Source organism: Streptomyces sp. NBC_00316 (assembly GCF_036158715.1).
In the GTDB taxonomy this organism is placed as follows: domain Bacteria; phylum Actinomycetota; class Actinomycetes; order Streptomycetales; family Streptomycetaceae; genus Streptomyces.
The window spans coordinates 5,595,086-5,611,042 of record NZ_CP108023.1; the positions used below are offsets into that span (position 1 = coordinate 5,595,086).

Genomic DNA, 15,957 nt, shown 5'->3' on the forward strand with positions numbered 1-15,957 from the left:
GGTGTCCTTCGATGGGGGAGCGGACGAGCGGGGAGCGGAAGGAGGCGGAACGGTCACGGAGGGGCTGGAATCGAGCCTAGAGACTGCGGCCGCCTTGCGGGAGGGGGCGTATCGCTGCTATTGGCGTTCACGCCTTCCCTGCCACCCTCCGTTCACACGTACTCCGTGGGAATCACCGGCTCTCCCCTGGACAGCTGCATGGCCGACAGCGGCAGCCCCCGGCGCGCGGCGATATGCCGATCCCGGGCCACGTCCAGCGGCTCGCGGGCGACCACCTCACCGCTTCTGACCAGCTCGACCAGCAGCTGCCGGTCGGCCAGCTCGTCCGGCACCGGGCCCGTGCCGATCACCTCGGCCTCGGCCACCCCGTCCTCGTCCAGCCGCCGTGCGGCCCACTTGCGGCCTCCCACCGAGGACTTCGCCCCCAGCGACTTCTTCGCCACCGGCTGCAGCGGTTCCGCAGGATCGGCGGAGGTCGCCCGGGCGACCAGTTTGTAGACCATCGAGCAGGTCGGCTGCCCGCTGCCGGTCACGAGCTGCGTGCCGACGCCGTAGGCGTCGACCGGCGCCGCGGCCAGCGAGGCGATCGCGTACTCGTCCAGGTCCGACGTCACCACGATCTTGGTCTCCGCGGCCCCCAGCTCGTCGAGCTGCTGCCGTACCCGGTGGGCGACCAGCAGCAGGTCCCCGGAGTCGATCCGCACCGCCCCCAGCTCGGTCCCGGCCACCTCGACCGCCGTGCGGACCGCCTCCGCGACGTCGTACGTGTCGACCAGCAGCGTCGTGCCCCGGCCCAGCGAGTCGACCTGCGCCCGGAACGCGTCGCGCTCGCAGTCGTGCAGCAGGGTGAACGCGTGTGCGCTCGTGCCGACCGTCGGGATGTTGTAGCGGAACCCCGCCGCCAGATCGGACGTCGTGTCGAAGCCGCCGATGTACGCGGCGCGCGCCGACGCCACCGCGGACAGTTCATGGGTGCGGCGTGCACCCATCTCGATCAGCCTGCGCCCGCCCGCGGCCACCGACATCCGGGACGCCGCCGCGGCGATCGCCGAGTCGTGGTTGAGGATCGAGAGGATCACCGTCTCCAGCAGCACGCACTCGGCGAAGGAGCCCTCGACCCGCAGGATCGGCGAGCCGGGGAAGTACACCTCGCCCTCCGGATAGCCCCAGATGTCGCCGCTGAAGCGGAAGTCGGCCAGCCAGTCGAGCGTCGGTCCGTCGACGATGTCCTGCGCGCGCAGGAAGGCGAGCATCTCGTCGTCGAAGTGGAAGTTCTCCACCGCGTCCTGTACCCGCCCGATGCCGGCGACGACCCCGTAGCGGCGCCCCTCGGGGAGCCGGCGGGTGAATGCCTCGAAGACCGAGTGCCGGTCGGCGGTACCGGCCTTCAGTGCGGCCTGCACCATCGTGAGCTCGTACTGGTCGGTGAAGAGCGCGGTCGACGGCACACCGACCCGTCGCCCAAGGTCCGCAGAGTTCATGCCGTGGATGCTACCCCTATTTCGTCAGAGTGACGAGATCTCGGGTCCGTTTGTGCGGTGCCCCCTCCCGGGTGGCAGCATGGGGTGCGTGAGCGTCGCCCCCGTAGAGATCGAGCGTCCGGAATCGGCCGAGGAGAACGTCGTCGTTCCCGAGCCCGATGTGCCCTGGGTGACGTTGGTCCACAACGACCCGGTCAACCTCATGAGCTACGTGACCTATGTCTTCCAGGCCTACTTCGGCTACTCCAAGGACAAGGCCCACAAGCTCATGCTCGACGTGCACCACAAGGGTCGTGCCGTCGTCTCCAGCGGCAGCCGTGAGGAGATGGAACGCGACGTCCAGGCCATGCACGGCTACGGGCTCTGGGCCACCCTCACGCAGGACCGCAACTGACACGCCCGGCCCGTCCACCTGTCCACTGCCCCGCCCGACCCACCATCGGAGAAAACCCATGGCCGGCCACTTCGAGGCCACCCCCGGCGGCGGCGCGGCCGTCGCGCTCGACGAGGTGGAGATCGCGATCCTGCGCTCCCTCGCCGTCCAGCTGCTGGAGCTGATCGGCCCCGGCGACGAACCGGCCGAGGGCGAGGACCCGCTCGCCGCCCTCTTCGCCGAAGGGCCCAGCGAACCGCCTGCCGACCCGGCCCTGGCCCGGCTCTTCCCGGAGGCCTACGGCGACGACGACAGCGAACTGCGTGCCGCGTCCGCCGAGTTCCGCAGGTACACCGAGAACGACCTGCGCACCCGCAAGCGCGACGACGCCCTCACCGTCGTGCGCACCCTGGACGCGGTCCCGGCCGGGGAGGACGGTGGAACCCTCACGCTCACCGCCGACGAGTGCCGCAACTGGCTCGGCGCCCTCAACGACCTCCGGCTGACCATCGGCACCCGCCTGGAGGTCTCCGACGAGGACGAGGGCGGCGAGGGATCGCTCTACCGGCTGCCCGACAGCGACCCGCGCAAGCCCATGGTCATGGCCTATCTCTGGCTGGGCGCGCTCCAGGAAACGCTCGTCGAGACCCTGATGCCGTAGTCGGCGCAGAAGGCTCCGGCGAGCTCCGCCGTCGCCGCGTGTTCGCTCAACGAACGCTCAAATCCGAATAACGATCCCGTCACCTGAACGGCCTTTTTTGCGGCAAACAGAAACCCCTTGTCCGCTTTTTCCTGTGGCATGCGCCACATAATGTCCGATGGCTCACCCCTGGGCCCGTGATAAATCTTCACGACCACTCGGGGACGCCACCCCTGTTCCCGAGGGCGCTACAGCCGGCGGACCGCCGGTCGCACTCCATCCATATCCGGGGGGATCAGGACCTGATCCGCAGCCTGCACGCGCGGATCGGCGTGGAGAAAGGCGCATCACCATGACATCGGCGAAGGTCGACAAGGGACAAGACGGCCGTCCGGCCGCAACCGACGCGGTCACCTCGGGCGAGGGATACCAGCGCGCCCTCGGCGCCCGTCAGATCCAGATGATCGCGATCGGCGGGGCCATCGGCACCGGCCTCTTCCTCGGCGCGGGCAAGGCCATCGCCAAAGCGGGCCCCAGCCTGATCCTGGCCTATGCCATTGCGGGCCTGGTGATCTTCTTCATCATGCGGGCCCTGGGCGAACTCCTCATGTACCGCCCGGTCTCGGGCTCCTTCTCGGAGTACGCGCGCGAATTCGTCGGGCCCTTCGCGGGCTTTGTCACCGGCTGGACCTACTGGCTCTTCTGGGTCGTCACCGGAATCACCGAAGTCACCGCAGCGGCTCAGTACATGACGTACTGGTTCGACATCGCCCAATGGGTTTCCGCACTGATCTTCACCATCATTCTGTACGGCGTGAACCTGATCTCCGTGAAGCTCTTCGGTGAACTCGAGTTCTGGTTCTCGATGGTCAAGGTCACGGCCATCGTCGGCATGATCCTCATCTGCGCCGGAATTCTCACGCTGGGCTTCTCCGACGCCGGGGACACCGCCAGCGTGACCCACCTCTGGTCCGACGGCGGCTTCTTCCCGCACGGCATCGGCGGCACCCTCATGACCCTGCAGATCGTGATGTTCGCCTTCCTCGCCGTCGAGCTCGTCGGCGTCACCGCAGGCGAGTCCAAGGACCCGAAGACCGTCCTGCCCAAGGCCATCAACACCGTGCCGTGGCGCATCGCCGTCTTCTACGTCGGCGCGCTGATCATGATCCTCTCGGTCGTCCCGTGGACCGAGTTCGAGCCCGGCATCTCCCCGTTCGTCGCCGCCTTCCAGAAGATGGGCCTCGGCATCGGCGCGGGCATCGTCAACTTCGTCGTGCTGACCGCGGCCCTCTCCTCCTGCAACTCCGGCATGTACTCCACCGGACGCATGCTGCGCGACCTCGCGCTCAACGGCCAGGGCCCGCAGTTCTTCACCAAGCTGACCAAGAGCGGCACCCCGCTCGTCGGCACCACCTTCTCCGCCGCGCTCATGCTCGTCGGCGTGTGGATCAACTACCAGTGGCCCGGCGACGCCTTCACCTACGTCGTCTCCTTCGCCACCATCTCCGGCATGTGGGCCTGGATCATGATCCTCGTCTGCCAGATCCGCTACCGCTTCCTGGCCGACCGCGGCGTGCTTCCGCAGTCCGCCTTCCGGGCCCCCGGAGCCCCGTACACCAGCGTCTTCGCGCTCGCCTTCATCGGCATGGTCATCGTCATGATGGCCGTCGACAAGGACGCCAGGATCTCGCTGTACTGCGCCCCGCTCTGGGCCCTGATCCTCGGTGTCTCGTACCTGGTGCTCAAGGCCCGCAACCCCGAGAACAAGGCCTTCGCCAAGAGCTGATCCGGCGACCCCGGCACCCTCTGTCCAGCATGCGGGCCCTCGCGTACCACTCCTCGGAGTCGCGGGGGCCCTCTGCTTATCCTGGCGCCATGCTGACCCTCACCCAGGCGCTGTACGACCAGATCGTCGCGCACTCCCGCGCGGACCACCCCGACGAGGCGTGCGGCGTGGTCGCGGGCCCGGCCGGAACCGGCCGCGCCGAACGCTTCATCCCGATGCTCAACGCCGCCCGCTCGCCCACGTTCTACGAGTTCGACTCCGCGGACCTGCTGAAGCTGTACCGCGAGATGGACGACCGCGACGAGGAGCCGGTGATCGTCTACCACTCGCACACCGCGACCGAGGCCTACCCCTCGCGCACGGACATCACCTACGCCAACGAGCCCGGCGCCCACTACGTGCTCGTCTCCACCGCCGACACTGACGACGCGGGCCCCTTCCAGTTCCGCTCGTTCCGTATCGTCGACGGCGTGATCACCGAGGAGGACGTCGAGGTCGTCGAGGCGTACGAACCCGCCTGACCACCCGCGGGCACGGGGGAGGGGCCGCGCCTCCCGGTACCCCTCCCGCCCGCCGATGTCCACCAGGCGAACGGTCACCATCCACCACGTGAGATCACATACCGGCTTCCGGGCCGGGAATCGATACGATGAGCCCATGGTTCCCCATGACGTGAGCGACAAGACGCCGGGCATGCTGCTCGTGGCGCGGCTGCACGTCGACCTGTGCAGGCTGTCCAGCGCGATCTGTACGAGCCGTCGCCCCGCCGGCCGCACGGCCTGAGCCCGGCCGCGGCCCGCAGCGCCGTCCAGCACCAACCCCTGCGCGGGGGCAGAGCCGCGCGCCCCACGCCACCTCTCCGCTTTCGACAGGAGCCCACGCCATGGCCATCGAGGTCCGCATCCCCACCATCCTCCGCACCTACACCGACGGCGCCAAGGCCGTCGAGGGCAACGGACAGACCCTCGCCGACCTCTTCACGGACCTCGACGGCCGTTACGCCGGCATCCGTGAGCGCATCGTCGACGGCGACCAGCTCCGTCGCTTCGTGAACGTCTACCTCAACGACGAGGACGTCCGCTTCCTCGACGGCATCTCGACCAAGCTCAGCGACGGCGACAGCGTCACCATCCTCCCGGCCGTCGCCGGCGGCATGAACTGATGCGGTACGACAGCCCGCTCGCCGCGGTGGGCAACACCCCGCTGGTCCGCCTGCCCCGGCTGTCGCCGTCGGACGACGTCCGCATCTGGGCCAAGCTGGAGGACCGCAACCCCACCGGCTCGATCAAGGACCGCCCCGCGCTCCACATGGTCGAACAGGCCGAGAAGGACGGCCGGTTGACCCCCGGCTGCACCATCCTGGAACCCACCAGCGGCAACACCGGCATCTCGCTCGCCATGGCGGCCAAGCTCAAGGGCTACCGCATCGTCTGCGTCATGCCGGAGAACACCTCGCAGGAACGGCGCGACCTGCTGGCCATGTGGGGCGCCGAGATCATCTCCTCCCCGGCGGCCGGCGGCTCCAACACGGCCGTCCGCGTCGCCAAGGAACTGGCCGCCGAGCACCCCGACTGGGTGATGCTCTACCAGTACGGCAACCCGGACAACGCGGGCGCCCACTACGCCACCACCGGCCCGGAGATCCTCGCCGACCTGCCCTCCATCACCCACTTCGTGGCGGGCCTCGGTACCACCGGCACGCTGATGGGCGTCGGCCGCTTCCTGCGCGAGCACAAGCCGGACGTCAAGATCGTCGCCGCCGAGCCGCGCTACGACGACCTGGTCTACGGGCTCCGTAACCTCGACGAGGGCTTCGTCCCCGAGCTCTACGACGCCTCGGTCCTCACCACCCGCTTCTCCGTCGGCTCCGCCGACGCCGTCACCCGCACCCGCGAACTCCTCCAGCAGGAGGGGATCTTCGCGGGCGTCTCCACCGGCGCGGCACTCCACGCGGCCATCGGCGTCGGTGCCAAGGCGGTCAAGGCCGGAGAGCCGGCCGACATCGTCTTCGTCGTCGCGGACGGCGGCTGGAAGTACCTGTCGACGGGCGTCTACACGGCCCCGACCACGGAAGCCGCCATCGAGACGCTGCACGGCCAGCTCTGGGCGTAGCCGCCCTTCTGCGCACCGTCCTCGGTCGTCGGGTGGGCCGGAAGTCCGGCCCACCCGACGACCGAGGACTTTTTCCGTCCGGGGGCAGGAGGAGCCGGGCGGCACCGGACCCCGTCACCCGGACCCGCGCACCCGCTCCCACACCGTCGCGTCCACCGTCCCCACCCGCCGCCGGAACCCCCGCACCGACACCTCCCGCAGCTCGTCCGTCTCCAGGAAGCTCGCGCGTCCCCGCGCATCGCCCACCGCGCCCGGCGGCAGCGCGATCACTCCCGGCCGATCCTCGCGATGCCTGCTGGTGATCTTCGCGATGCGCGCCGCATCACCTCGTACCGACAGCACCAGGCAGGGCCGGTCCTTCGACCCGGGCCTGTCCTCGTACGGGACCTCGGCCCACCAGATCTCGCCCGGCCTCGGCGCCCGCCCCTGCCCGCCCCCGGGCCCCTCCGTCCTCCCCGGCGGGCGCGTGCGGCCACGCGGGCGGCCGCCCGGACGCCGGTTGCTGCCTCCGGCCCGGCCCCGTCCGTCGGCTATCGCCGTAAGGAGAGCAAGCAGTACGACCGCGCCGAACGCCGGCCACCAGGACATGTCCATGCACTCGACCGTACCGGCGCATCAGCCGTCCCGCCCTTCGCACCCGCTTCCATCGAACCGGTGACAGAGCAGGTGAGTTCGCCCACAACGGCAGGCCCTGGAGGAGCGACCGGGTGTGTAGCCCCTTACGCTCAACAAATCGCACGAACCCTCCCCGTTCCCACGTCTCGGAGGTTCACGCTCCATGAAGCTCACCGTCGTCGGCTGCTCCGGCTCGTTCCCGTCCGCGGGTTCGGCATGCTCGAGCTACCTCGTAGAGGCCGACGGCTTCCGGCTGCTCCTCGACATGGGCAACGGCGCCCTCGGCGAGCTGCAGCGCCACATCGGCCTCTACGACCTGGACGCCATCTTCCTCAGCCATCTCCATGCCGATCACTGCATCGACATGTGTGCGTACTTCGTCGTGCGCTACTACCGGCACGACGGTGGACGCCCGGCGCCCATTCCGGTCTACGGCCCCGACGGCACCGAGCAGCGGCTGACGGCCGCGCACGGCGACACCCCGTCCGACCGGGCGATGAGCGAGGTCTTCGACTTCCACACGCTGAAGTCCGGCTCGTTCGACATCGGCCCGTTCTCGGTCCGTACGGAGAAGGTCTGCCACCCCGTCGACACCTTCGGCATCCGCGTCGAGCACGACGGCCGCTCGCTGACGTACTCCAGCGACACCGGAACCTGTGAGGCGCTGGACGAATTGGCCGAGGGCACAGACCTGTTCCTCTGCGAAGCGTCGTTCATCCACGGCAAGGAGGACATTCCGGACCTCCACCTCAACGGCCGTGAAGCGGGTGAGCTCGCCGCGCGCGCGAAGGTGGGCCGGCTCGTCCTGACCCACATCCCACCGTGGACGGACGCGAACCGCAATCTGGCGGACGCCCGTACGGTCTACGGCGGCCCGGCGGAGCTGGCGGTTCCGGGCGCGGTCTACGAGATCTAGGCCCTGCGTACGTACGACGGAGCCCCCGCCTTCCCATCGGAAGGCGGGGGCTCCTGCGTTGGTGCGGTTCAGGCTTACGCCTTCGTCAGGTCCTCGATCTCCTCCTCGGGCTCACGGCCCGGGGTGGGGAGGTTGAACTTGGTGATCGCGAAGCGGAAGACCACGTAGTAGATCGCCGCGAAGACCAGGCCGATCGGGATGATCATCCAGGGCTTGGTCGCCAGGTTCCAGTTCAGGCCGTAGTCGATCGCGCCCGCCGAGAACGTGAAGCCGGCGTGCACGCCGAACGCCCAGGTCACCGCCATGGACAGGGCGGTGAGGGCCGCGTGGATCGCGTACAGCACCGGGGCGATGAACATGAACGAGAACTCGATCGGCTCGGTCACACCCGTCACGAAGGACGTGAGTGCGAGCGAGACCATCATGCCCATCACGGCCTTGCGGCGCTCGGGGCGGGCGGAGTGCGCGATGGCGATCGCGGCCGCCGGGAGGCCGAACATCATGATCGGGAAGAAGCCCGACATGAACTGTCCGGCGCCGGGGTCACCCGCGAAGAAGCGGTTGAGGTCACCGTGGACGACCGCGCCTGCGGAGTTGGTGAAGTCGCCGATCTGGAACCAGGAGACGGTGTTCACGAACTGGTGCATGCCGACCGGGATCAGCGCGCGGTTGATCAGACCGAACAGACCGGCGCCCACGGCGCCGAGACCGGTCATCCACTCGCCGAAGTTGGAGATGACCTCGCCGATCGGCTCCCAGACCAGACCGAAGAAGACGCCCATGACGGTGCCGACGAAGGCCATGATGATCGGGACGAGCCGGCGGCCGTTGAAGAAGCCGAGCCAGTCGACGAGCCTCTTGCGGTGGAACCTCTGCCACAGCACGGCGGCGAGGAGGCCCATGACGATGCCACCGAGCACGCCGGGGTTGTTGTAGGTCGCGGCTATGTCCGCGCCGTTCTGGACCTTGGCCTCGGTGACCGGGAAGGCCTTCAGTACGTTGCTGTAGACCAGGTAGCCGACGAGGGCCGCGAGGGCTGTGGAGCCGTCCGCCTTCTTGGCGAAGCCGATCGCGACACCGATGCAGAACAGCATCGGCAGGTTGTCGAAGATCGCACCACCGGCGGTGGCGAACACTGCTGTGACCTTGTCAGGCAGGTTGAGCTTGTCGTGGATGTCCGCCTGCCCGAGTCGGAGCAGAATGCCCGCGGCCGGCAGTACGGCGATCGGCAGCTGAAGGCTGCGTCCCACCTTCTGCAGGCCCTGGAACAGGCCGGAGCCCCGCTTCTTTGCGGGGGCCGCCGAGGCGGTGGCCGTGGTCATCAACTTCCTCCAGTAGGCAAGGCGCCGCCAGGTACAGGGATTTTTTCGGGGGCGGCGACTCTAGAAACGTGACGGGCGCCACGTGGTCTGGACCACTCAGTGGTGTAGACCAGTTTTAGCACGGTGTGGGTGGGATAAGGAACATGCAAATGTCCACTACTTCGCAGTAGCTCATCGATACCTGCCGTGACATGACGAAAGGCCCCCGGACCTTGAGGTCCGAGGGCCCTTGCCTGCCGGGCGCAATCCTGGTCGGCGGCCTACTTGACGAGGTCCTTCTCGATCTCCGCCTCCAGTTCGTCGGGCTCGCGCCCGGGTGTCTGAAGGTTGAACCTGGTGATCGCGAATCGGAACAGCATGTAATACACCACTGCGAAGCAGAGGCCGATCGGAATGATCAGCCACGGTTTCGTCGCCAGGCTCCAGTTGATGACGTAGTCGATCAGACCCGCCGAGAAGCTGAAGCCGTCCTTCACGCCCAGCGCCCAGCTGACCGCCATCGACACCCCGGTGAGCACCGCGTGGATGGCGTACAGAAGCGGGGCGACGAAGAGGAACGAGTACTCGATCGGCTCGGTGATACCCGTCACGAACGATGTCAGACCGACCGAGAGCATCATGCCGCCGACCGCCTTCCGGCGATGCGGCTTGGCGCAGTGGTAGATCGCCAGAGCTGCCGCCGGGAGCGCGAACATCATGATCGGGAAGAAGCCCGTGGTGAACTGCCCGGCCGTCGGGTCGCCGTTCAGGAACCGGTTGATGTCGCCGTGCACGACCGTCCCGTCCGGCTTGGTGAAGTCGCCGAACTGGAACCAGACGAAGGTGTTCAGGAACTGGTGCAGGCCGATGACCAGCAGCGCGCGGTTGGCGACACCGAAGATGCCGGAGCCCAGCCAGTCCAGATCGGTCAGCCACTTGGAGAAGCTGGTCAGGCCGTCGCCGACCGGCGCCCACAGCCAGGCGCACAGGGCCGCGAAGAGCAGCCCGACGAACGCCATGATGATCGGCACGAGCCGGCGGCCGTTGAAGAAGCCCAGCCAGTCCACCAGCTTGACCCGGTGGTACCGCTGCCAGAACCAGGCGGACAGCAGGCCCATGACGATGCCCCCGAACACCCCGGGGTTCTGGTATTCGGCGGCCGTCACCTTCGCGTCGCCGGTGACACAGGTGCCGAACCAGGTGCCGCCGTCGGTGAAGGTGGAGCCCGGGGCGCAGTCCACCGGGAAGGCGTGCAGCACCGCGTAATAGACGAGGAAGCCGGTCACCGCCGCGAGCGCCGTCGAGCCGTCCGCCTTCTTGGCCATGCCGATCGCGACGCCGACGCAGAACAGCAGGGGCAGACCCAAGCCGGAGTCGAGCAGTGCTCCACCGGCCGCGGCGAAGACCTTCGCGACGTCGTTCCAGCCGAGCCCCTTGTTGCCGAACACATCGTCCTGGCCGAGCCGGTTGAGGATGCCCGCGGCCGGCAGCACCGCGATCGGGAGCTGGAGGCTGCGCCCCATCTTCTGGAGGCCCTGGAAGAGACCGCTCCACCACTGCTTCCGCGGCAGGGCGACGCTGTCTGAGCTCATCGGCGTCCTCCCGGAACGGGCCACGTTTGGCGGTCGGTGCAAACTGGTGTAGACCAGTTGCGTTACGGTGCGGAGCCCGCCCGAAAAGACAGGGCGCCGATGATCGTCATCATTGGTGATGGGTCGACAGCTCGCCCGCGAAGTTGGGCCAACCGTGCGTTACCGTGACGAAACGGACCCACGGTGGGCCGGCACGCGGACGCGAACAGCAGGGAGAAACGACATGGCCAGCAAGGCTGAGAAGATCGTCGCCGGGCTCGGCGGTATCGACAACATCGAAGAGATCGAAGGCTGCATCACCCGCCTCCGCACCGAAGTCATCGACCCGAGCAAGGTCGACGAAGCCGCGCTCAAGGCCGCCGGGGCCCACGGCGTCGTCAAGATGGGCACCGCGATCCAGGTCGTCATCGGCACCGACGCCGACCCCATCGCCGCCGACATCGAAGACATGATGTGACCACCCACTGAGCCCGTCCGGCTCCGCACCCCACAGGCCCCGCTCCCACCCGGACCGGGGCCTGCGGCACAGCCGATAGGCTCGACGCCATGTCTCGTATCGACGGCCGCACCCCCGAACAGCTCCGCCCCGTCACCATCGAACGCGGATGGAGCAAGCACGCCGAGGGCTCAGTCCTCATCTCCTTCGGCGACACCAAGGTCTTCTGCACCGCCTCCGTCACCGAAGGCGTCCCGCGCTGGCGCAAGGGCAGCGGCGAAGGCTGGGTCACCGCCGAATACTCCATGCTGCCCCGCTCCACCAACACCCGCGGCGACCGCGAATCCGTGCGCGGCAAGATCGGCGGCCGCACCCACGAGATCAGCCGGCTCATCGGCCGCTCCCTGCGCGCCGTGATCGACTACAAGGCCCTCGGCGAGAACACCATCGTCCTCGACTGCGACGTCCTCCAGGCCGACGGCGGCACCCGCACCGCCGCCATCACCGGCTCGTACGTCGCCCTCGCCGACGCCGTCACCTGGGCCCAGGGCAAGAAGCTCATCCGGCATGGCCGCAAACCGCTCACCGGCACCGTCTCCGCCGTCAGCGTCGGCATCGTCGACGGCACCCCCCTCCTCGACCTCTGCTACGAGGAGGACGTCCGCGCCGAGACCGACATGAACGTCGTGTGCACCGGCGACGGCCGCTTCGTCGAGGTCCAGGGCACCGCCGAGGCCGAACCGTTCGACCGCAAGGAACTCAACGCGCTCCTCGACCTCGCCACCGCCGGCTGCGTCGACCTCACCGCGCACCAGCACCTGGCGCTCGCCCGCACCCTCGGCGAGTAAAGAAGCAACCAAGTACGCACCCCAGAGCGTCGTTACGCGTACGGGCGCACGGATCGAACCGTGCGCCCGTCCGCGTATCCGCACCCGGGGAGGAACCGCACCATGGCCGAGGCCACCCGCCACCGCCGCACCACCATCGCGCTGACCCTGACCACCCTCACCCTCGCCCTCGCCACAGCGACCGGCTGCGGCGCCGTCGACAAGGCTCTCGACTGCGTCCGCACCGCCGATGCCATAGCCACCAGCGTCAGCAACCTCCAGCAGGCCGTCTCCAACGCCTCGAACGACCCCACCCAGGCGTCCGAGGCCCTCGACCAGATCGACAAGGAACTCGGCAACCTCGGCGACACGACCGACAACGCCGACCTCGGCAAGGCCGTCGACGACCTCCAGGCCGGCGTCAACAACGTCCGCACCGCCATCGACAACGGCGATGCCACCCCCGACATCACCCCGGTCACCGACGCCGCCAAGGAGATCGGCAACGTCTGCACCTCGTAGCACCGGGCCCGGCACGCCCCCGCGATAATCGGCACATGACCCGCCTGATCCTCGCCACCCGCAACGCCGGGAAAATCAACGAACTCCACGCGATCCTCGCCGACGCCGGCCTGCCCCACGAACTCGTCGGCGCGGACGCATACCCCGAGATCCCCGACGTCAAGGAAACCGGCGTCACCTTCGCGGAGAACGCCCTCCTCAAGGCCCACGCCCTCGCGCAGGCCACCGGCCACCCCGCGATCGCCGACGACTCCGGCCTCTGCGTCGACGTACTCGGAGGCGCCCCCGGCATCTTCTCGGCCCGCTGGTCCGGTACCCACGGCAACGACCTCGCCAACCTGGACCTGCTGCTGGCCCAGCTCTCCGACATCGACGACCTCCACCGCGCCGCCCACTTCGCCTGCGCGGCGGCTCTCGCCCTCCCGGACGGCACGGAGCGTGTGGTCGAGGGCCGCCTCCTCGGCACCCTGCGCCACACCCCGTCCGGCACGAACGGCTTCGGCTACGACCCGATCCTCCAGCCGGAGGGCGAGACCCGGACGTGCGCGGAGCTGACGGCCGCGGAGAAGAACGCGATCAGCCACCGCGGGAAGGCGTTCCGGGCGCTGGTGCCGGTGGTGCGGGAGCTGGTGGGCTGACGCACAGACGGTCGCCACCTTCATTTCGAAGGTGGCGACCGCTTCTTGCCTGTGGGCCCGGTGGGATTCGAACCCACGACACACCGGACCTAAACCGGCGCCCTCTAGCCAGCTGGGGTACGGACCCGCGGGCACACTCTACTGTGCGCGGCCACGTCGGTTCGAGAAGGATTCGGTCTGGCTGTGGCACGACGGACACAGGTACCGCAGGTTCTCGCGACGGTTGTCGATTCGGTCGCCGTTGATGTGGTCGATCTCCAGGACAAGGCGCTTGCCCTGCCAGACATCGCCGATGCCACACGCAGTGCAAATGTGCAGGACGCCGAGATCATCAAGCGCGCGTCGCAGAAGAGCGGTTCTCGTCCGGGGTGAAGGCGGGTCGAGCTGCCTCAGCACGTCGACCGCAGGTCTGCGGGACGGGGAGGAGACCCCGAGGAAGTGGCCCTGCCCTGTGAAGTGGTCAGTTGAGATGCCGTGCGCTTCGACGCTCCGTTTCACGAGAGCGCGGCCGGCGCCGTTGTCGACACGGCCGAGAAGCTTGAGGGTGCCGGCGATGCTCGAGGACGCCGACACAGCAACGCCCAACTTGTCTCGGGGCAGGAGAGTCACGCCGTATCGGCGGCCACGCCCGAAGTGTGAGGTGTCGATGCCGTACTGATCGAGCTTCTTGCGGATATGGCCGTACGGGCTGTCTTGCGGCGGGTAGCCCATGTACTCCAGCATTTCCCGGATGCTGTGGGACTGTGCCGCAGCCTCGATGAGGAGTTCCTTCGAGTACGAGCGGCGTTCTCGCTCCGGCAGTGGCTCCTCCCGGAAATGGGATGTGTCTATGCCGTAGTGCCGCAGGCGCTTGTTCAGGTAGTTGCGCGGTCCACTCCCGAGTGTGGCGCCGAGTCTGCGCATCAGATCCACCATGCTGGATGACTCGGCGGCGGTGCGCGCCAGCCGGTCGCGTGTGTATTGGGGCGAGCTCACACCGTCCTCCGCTTCCGGCCCCGATAAGTGTCTGTCACCGAATGGCAGTTGGGGCAGAGGAACCGTAGGTTTTCCGGACGGTTGTCCCACCAGTCGCCGTTCCTGTGATCGACCTCAAGCCGGAGTGGTTTGTTATTCCAGTCGGTGCCGGTGCTGCACATCGCGCAGCACTCCGATGCTCCGATTCGGAGGAGTTCTCGGCGGAGCCGCGCACCGGGGATCCGTCCGTCCTGCGGTGAGCCCAGTACGAGCGGATTCCCGCGTGAGCCCTTGATACGGCCTCGGCGCGTGCAGAAGTGCGATATGTCGATGCCCAGCGCCGCGATTCGCCTGCTGATGTGTGTGTGGCTGCCGCCGACCGGACTGATGCCCAATTGCTGTAAGACGTCCTTTACCGAGACGGAGGCCGCGACCGCCTCCCTCAGAGCCTGCTCGGTGTAGCGCACCCACTTCTTCGGAAAGTGCGATGTGTCGATGTTCGCCTCAGTCATCTTCTGGCGGAGGTAGCGCCTGCTGCCCGCCGTGGGCGTTCCCCCGCACCAGCGGACCGCGTCGTCGAAGTTGGTCGTTTCACGTGCTGCCTCTTCGAGCAGCTCGCGGGTGTATCGAACCGCCATCGATCCCCTCCGTTCCCGGCCGCGTGTTCGCGGTCTCGTACGGAGTAACGAACCGTTTATCGGAGAGTCACGTCCGATATCCGAAAAAATGCGGAACGGCCCGCACCGCTTCTCCGCCGCGGTGCGGGCCGTTCCGGCAGGTCGGAGCCGTATGTCAGATACCCAGATCCTTGATGATCTTGGCTACATGGCCGGTCGCCTTGACGTTGTACAGGGCCCGTTCGACCTTGCCCTCCTCGTCGACGACGACCGTGGAGCGGATGACACCCGTCACCGTTTTGCCGTACAGCTTCTTCTCGCCGAATGCCCCGTAGGCCTCGAGCGTCTCCTTGGACGGGTCGCCGACGAGTGTGACCTTGAGGTTTTCCTTCTCGCGGAACTTGGCGAGCTTCTCCGGCTTGTCGGGGGAGACCCCGATGACGTCGTATCCGGCGCCGGCCAGGAGCTCCAGGTTGTCGGTGAAGTCGCAGGCCTGCTTGGTGCAGCCGGGCGTGAGGGCGGCCGGGTAGAAGTAGACGATGACCTTGCGGCCCTTGCGGCCCTTGCGGCCCTTGCGGTCGGCGAGCGAGATGGTGTTGCCGTCGGCGTCGGGCAGGGCGAAGTCCGGGGCGGTGTCGCCGGGCTGGAGTCGCTCGCTCATGGTTCTCCTCAGGGGCGTGTGGCGTGTACGGCACCGAGGGTAATAGGGGTGCCGCCGGGTGCGCGGCCCGTCGAGCTGACAGACTGTCGACGAAGGTTTACCGGACGAGGACCACGGAGGCGGCGCAGTGTCGGATGCCAGGACCCCTGCGCAGATCGAGGCGGACATCATCCGCAGGCGTGAACAGCTTGCGGTGGTGCTCGATGAGATCGGGGTGCGGGTGCACCCGAAGACGATCATCGGTGACGCGAAGGCGAAGGCTGTCGAGGCCGTGGACCGGACTGCCGGGCGGGCGTTCGTCGCGGTGAACAGGACGGTGTCCGATGTGAAGGCGCGGTTCGTGTCGCAGGACGGTGCGGCGCGTCTGGAGCGGGTGATTCCGACGGTGTTGCTGGCCGTCGGTGTGGTCGGGCTGGTCACGGTGTCGGTGCGGCGCAAGAAGCGCTGAGAAGGCTGACCCCGGAGGCGTGCGCGGCGGCGTCGGGC

20 protein-coding genes and 1 tRNA gene are annotated in these 15,957 nt (G+C 68.1%); 13 read left to right on the top strand and 8 right to left on the bottom strand.

Annotation, left to right across the window (positions count from 1 at the left end; translation table 11 throughout):
* Positions 1 to 152: 152 nt before the first annotated feature.
* Positions 153 to 1,481 (bottom strand): nicotinate phosphoribosyltransferase, encoded by a 1,329-nt coding sequence (locus OG878_RS24885; RefSeq protein WP_328888821.1) that lies wholly within the window; start codon positions 1,479 to 1,481, stop codon positions 153 to 155.
* Positions 1,482 to 1,560: 79 nt separating this feature from the next.
* Between OG878_RS24885 and clpS the strand changes: the two genes are divergently transcribed.
* The 7 genes from clpS (at position 1,561) to OG878_RS24920 (ending at position 6,392) form a co-directional block, all read left to right on the top strand.
* Positions 1,561 to 1,875, top strand: a complete 315-nt coding sequence (clpS, locus tag OG878_RS24890) for an ATP-dependent Clp protease adapter ClpS (RefSeq protein ID WP_277326426.1) — start codon at positions 1,561 to 1,563, stop codon at positions 1,873 to 1,875.
* 58 nt (positions 1,876 to 1,933) lie between these two features.
* Positions 1,934 to 2,515 carry a DUF2017 domain-containing protein gene (locus OG878_RS24895; RefSeq protein WP_328888822.1) on the top strand — a complete coding sequence of 194 codons (582 nt, stop codon included), beginning with the start codon at positions 1,934 to 1,936 and terminating at the stop codon, positions 2,513 to 2,515.
* Between the two features lie 331 nt (positions 2,516 to 2,846).
* Positions 2,847 to 4,280, top strand: coding sequence for an amino acid permease (locus tag OG878_RS24900; RefSeq protein ID WP_328888823.1), 1,434 nt, complete (start codon positions 2,847 to 2,849; stop codon positions 4,278 to 4,280).
* 89 nt (positions 4,281 to 4,369) lie between these two features.
* Positions 4,370 to 4,801 (top strand): M67 family metallopeptidase, encoded by a 432-nt coding sequence (locus OG878_RS24905; RefSeq protein WP_328888824.1) that lies wholly within the window; start codon positions 4,370 to 4,372, stop codon positions 4,799 to 4,801.
* 136 nt (positions 4,802 to 4,937) lie between these two features.
* Entirely contained in the window at positions 4,938 to 5,063 is a 126-nt protein-coding gene (locus tag OG878_RS24910) for a putative leader peptide (RefSeq protein WP_328888825.1), read from the top strand.
* 100 nt (positions 5,064 to 5,163) lie between these two features.
* Positions 5,164 to 5,442: a MoaD/ThiS family protein gene (locus OG878_RS24915; RefSeq protein ID WP_328888826.1), complete on the top strand. Its 279-nt coding sequence runs from the start codon at positions 5,164 to 5,166 to the stop codon at positions 5,440 to 5,442.
* A complete protein-coding gene (locus OG878_RS24920) occupies positions 5,442 to 6,392 on the top strand; it encodes a PLP-dependent cysteine synthase family protein (RefSeq protein ID WP_277326414.1) in 951 nt (316 codons plus the stop codon). Before OG878_RS24915 ends, OG878_RS24920 begins: the two co-directional genes overlap by 1 nt.
* Positions 6,393 to 6,506: 114 nt before the next feature.
* Here OG878_RS24920 and OG878_RS24925 read toward each other — a convergent pair whose 3' ends face one another.
* Positions 6,507 to 6,986 carry a type II toxin-antitoxin system PemK/MazF family toxin gene (locus tag OG878_RS24925; RefSeq protein ID WP_328888827.1) on the bottom strand — a complete coding sequence of 160 codons (480 nt, stop codon included), beginning with the start codon at positions 6,984 to 6,986 and terminating at the stop codon, positions 6,507 to 6,509.
* 184 nt (positions 6,987 to 7,170) lie between these two features.
* Between OG878_RS24925 and OG878_RS24930 the strand changes: the two genes are divergently transcribed.
* Entirely contained in the window at positions 7,171 to 7,923 is a 753-nt protein-coding gene (locus OG878_RS24930; RefSeq protein ID WP_328888828.1) for an MBL fold metallo-hydrolase, read from the top strand.
* Positions 7,924 to 7,997: 74 nt separating this feature from the next.
* Here the strand turns inward: OG878_RS24930 and OG878_RS24935 are convergent, their stop codons facing one another.
* Positions 7,998 to 9,245, bottom strand: a complete 1,248-nt coding sequence (locus OG878_RS24935) for a PTS transporter subunit EIIC (RefSeq protein ID WP_328888829.1) — start codon at positions 9,243 to 9,245, stop codon at positions 7,998 to 8,000.
* A gap of 260 nt (positions 9,246 to 9,505) precedes the next feature.
* Positions 9,506 to 10,816 (bottom strand): PTS transporter subunit EIIC, encoded by a 1,311-nt coding sequence (locus OG878_RS24940; protein ID WP_328888830.1) that lies wholly within the window; start codon positions 10,814 to 10,816, stop codon positions 9,506 to 9,508.
* Between the two features lie 223 nt (positions 10,817 to 11,039).
* On the opposite strand from OG878_RS24940, the gene OG878_RS24945 reads away from it, so the two are divergent.
* The 4 genes from OG878_RS24945 (at position 11,040) to rdgB (ending at position 13,239) form a co-directional block, all read left to right on the top strand.
* Positions 11,040 to 11,273 (top strand): glucose PTS transporter subunit EIIB, encoded by a 234-nt coding sequence (locus OG878_RS24945; RefSeq protein ID WP_037692518.1) that lies wholly within the window; start codon positions 11,040 to 11,042, stop codon positions 11,271 to 11,273.
* Positions 11,274 to 11,362: 89 nt separating this feature from the next.
* Positions 11,363 to 12,100: a ribonuclease PH gene (gene rph / locus OG878_RS24950; RefSeq protein ID WP_328888831.1), complete on the top strand. Its 738-nt coding sequence runs from the start codon at positions 11,363 to 11,365 to the stop codon at positions 12,098 to 12,100.
* 102 nt (positions 12,101 to 12,202) lie between these two features.
* On the top strand, positions 12,203 to 12,601 hold the full coding sequence (locus tag OG878_RS24955) for a hypothetical protein (protein WP_328888832.1): 399 nt from the start codon (positions 12,203 to 12,205) through the stop codon (positions 12,599 to 12,601).
* Positions 12,602 to 12,636: 35 nt separating this feature from the next.
* Positions 12,637 to 13,239 carry an RdgB/HAM1 family non-canonical purine NTP pyrophosphatase gene (gene rdgB / locus OG878_RS24960; protein WP_328888833.1) on the top strand — a complete coding sequence of 201 codons (603 nt, stop codon included), beginning with the start codon at positions 12,637 to 12,639 and terminating at the stop codon, positions 13,237 to 13,239.
* A gap of 52 nt (positions 13,240 to 13,291) precedes the next feature.
* On the opposite strand, the gene OG878_RS24965 is transcribed toward rdgB, so the two are convergent.
* The 4 genes from OG878_RS24965 to bcp form a co-directional block, all read right to left on the bottom strand.
* Positions 13,292 to 13,366: transfer RNA gene (locus OG878_RS24965), tRNA-Leu, on the bottom strand.
* Positions 13,367 to 13,377: 11 nt separating this feature from the next.
* On the bottom strand, positions 13,378 to 14,214 hold the full coding sequence (locus OG878_RS24970) for an HNH endonuclease (RefSeq protein ID WP_443049163.1): 837 nt from the start codon (positions 14,212 to 14,214) through the stop codon (positions 13,378 to 13,380).
* Positions 14,211 to 14,831 (bottom strand): HNH endonuclease, encoded by a 621-nt coding sequence (locus OG878_RS24975; protein WP_328888834.1) that lies wholly within the window; start codon positions 14,829 to 14,831, stop codon positions 14,211 to 14,213. The genes OG878_RS24970 and OG878_RS24975 overlap by 4 nt, the downstream gene beginning before the upstream one ends.
* A 154-nt stretch (positions 14,832 to 14,985) precedes the next feature.
* Positions 14,986 to 15,471, bottom strand: a complete 486-nt coding sequence (bcp, locus tag OG878_RS24980; protein ID WP_328888835.1) for a thioredoxin-dependent thiol peroxidase — start codon at positions 15,469 to 15,471, stop codon at positions 14,986 to 14,988.
* A 127-nt stretch (positions 15,472 to 15,598) separates the two neighbouring features.
* Here bcp and OG878_RS24985 point away from each other — a divergent pair, with 127 nt between their 5' ends.
* A complete protein-coding gene (locus OG878_RS24985) occupies positions 15,599 to 15,919 on the top strand; it encodes a DUF3618 domain-containing protein (RefSeq protein ID WP_328888836.1) in 321 nt (106 codons plus the stop codon).
* Positions 15,920 to 15,957: the final 38 nt, after the last annotated feature.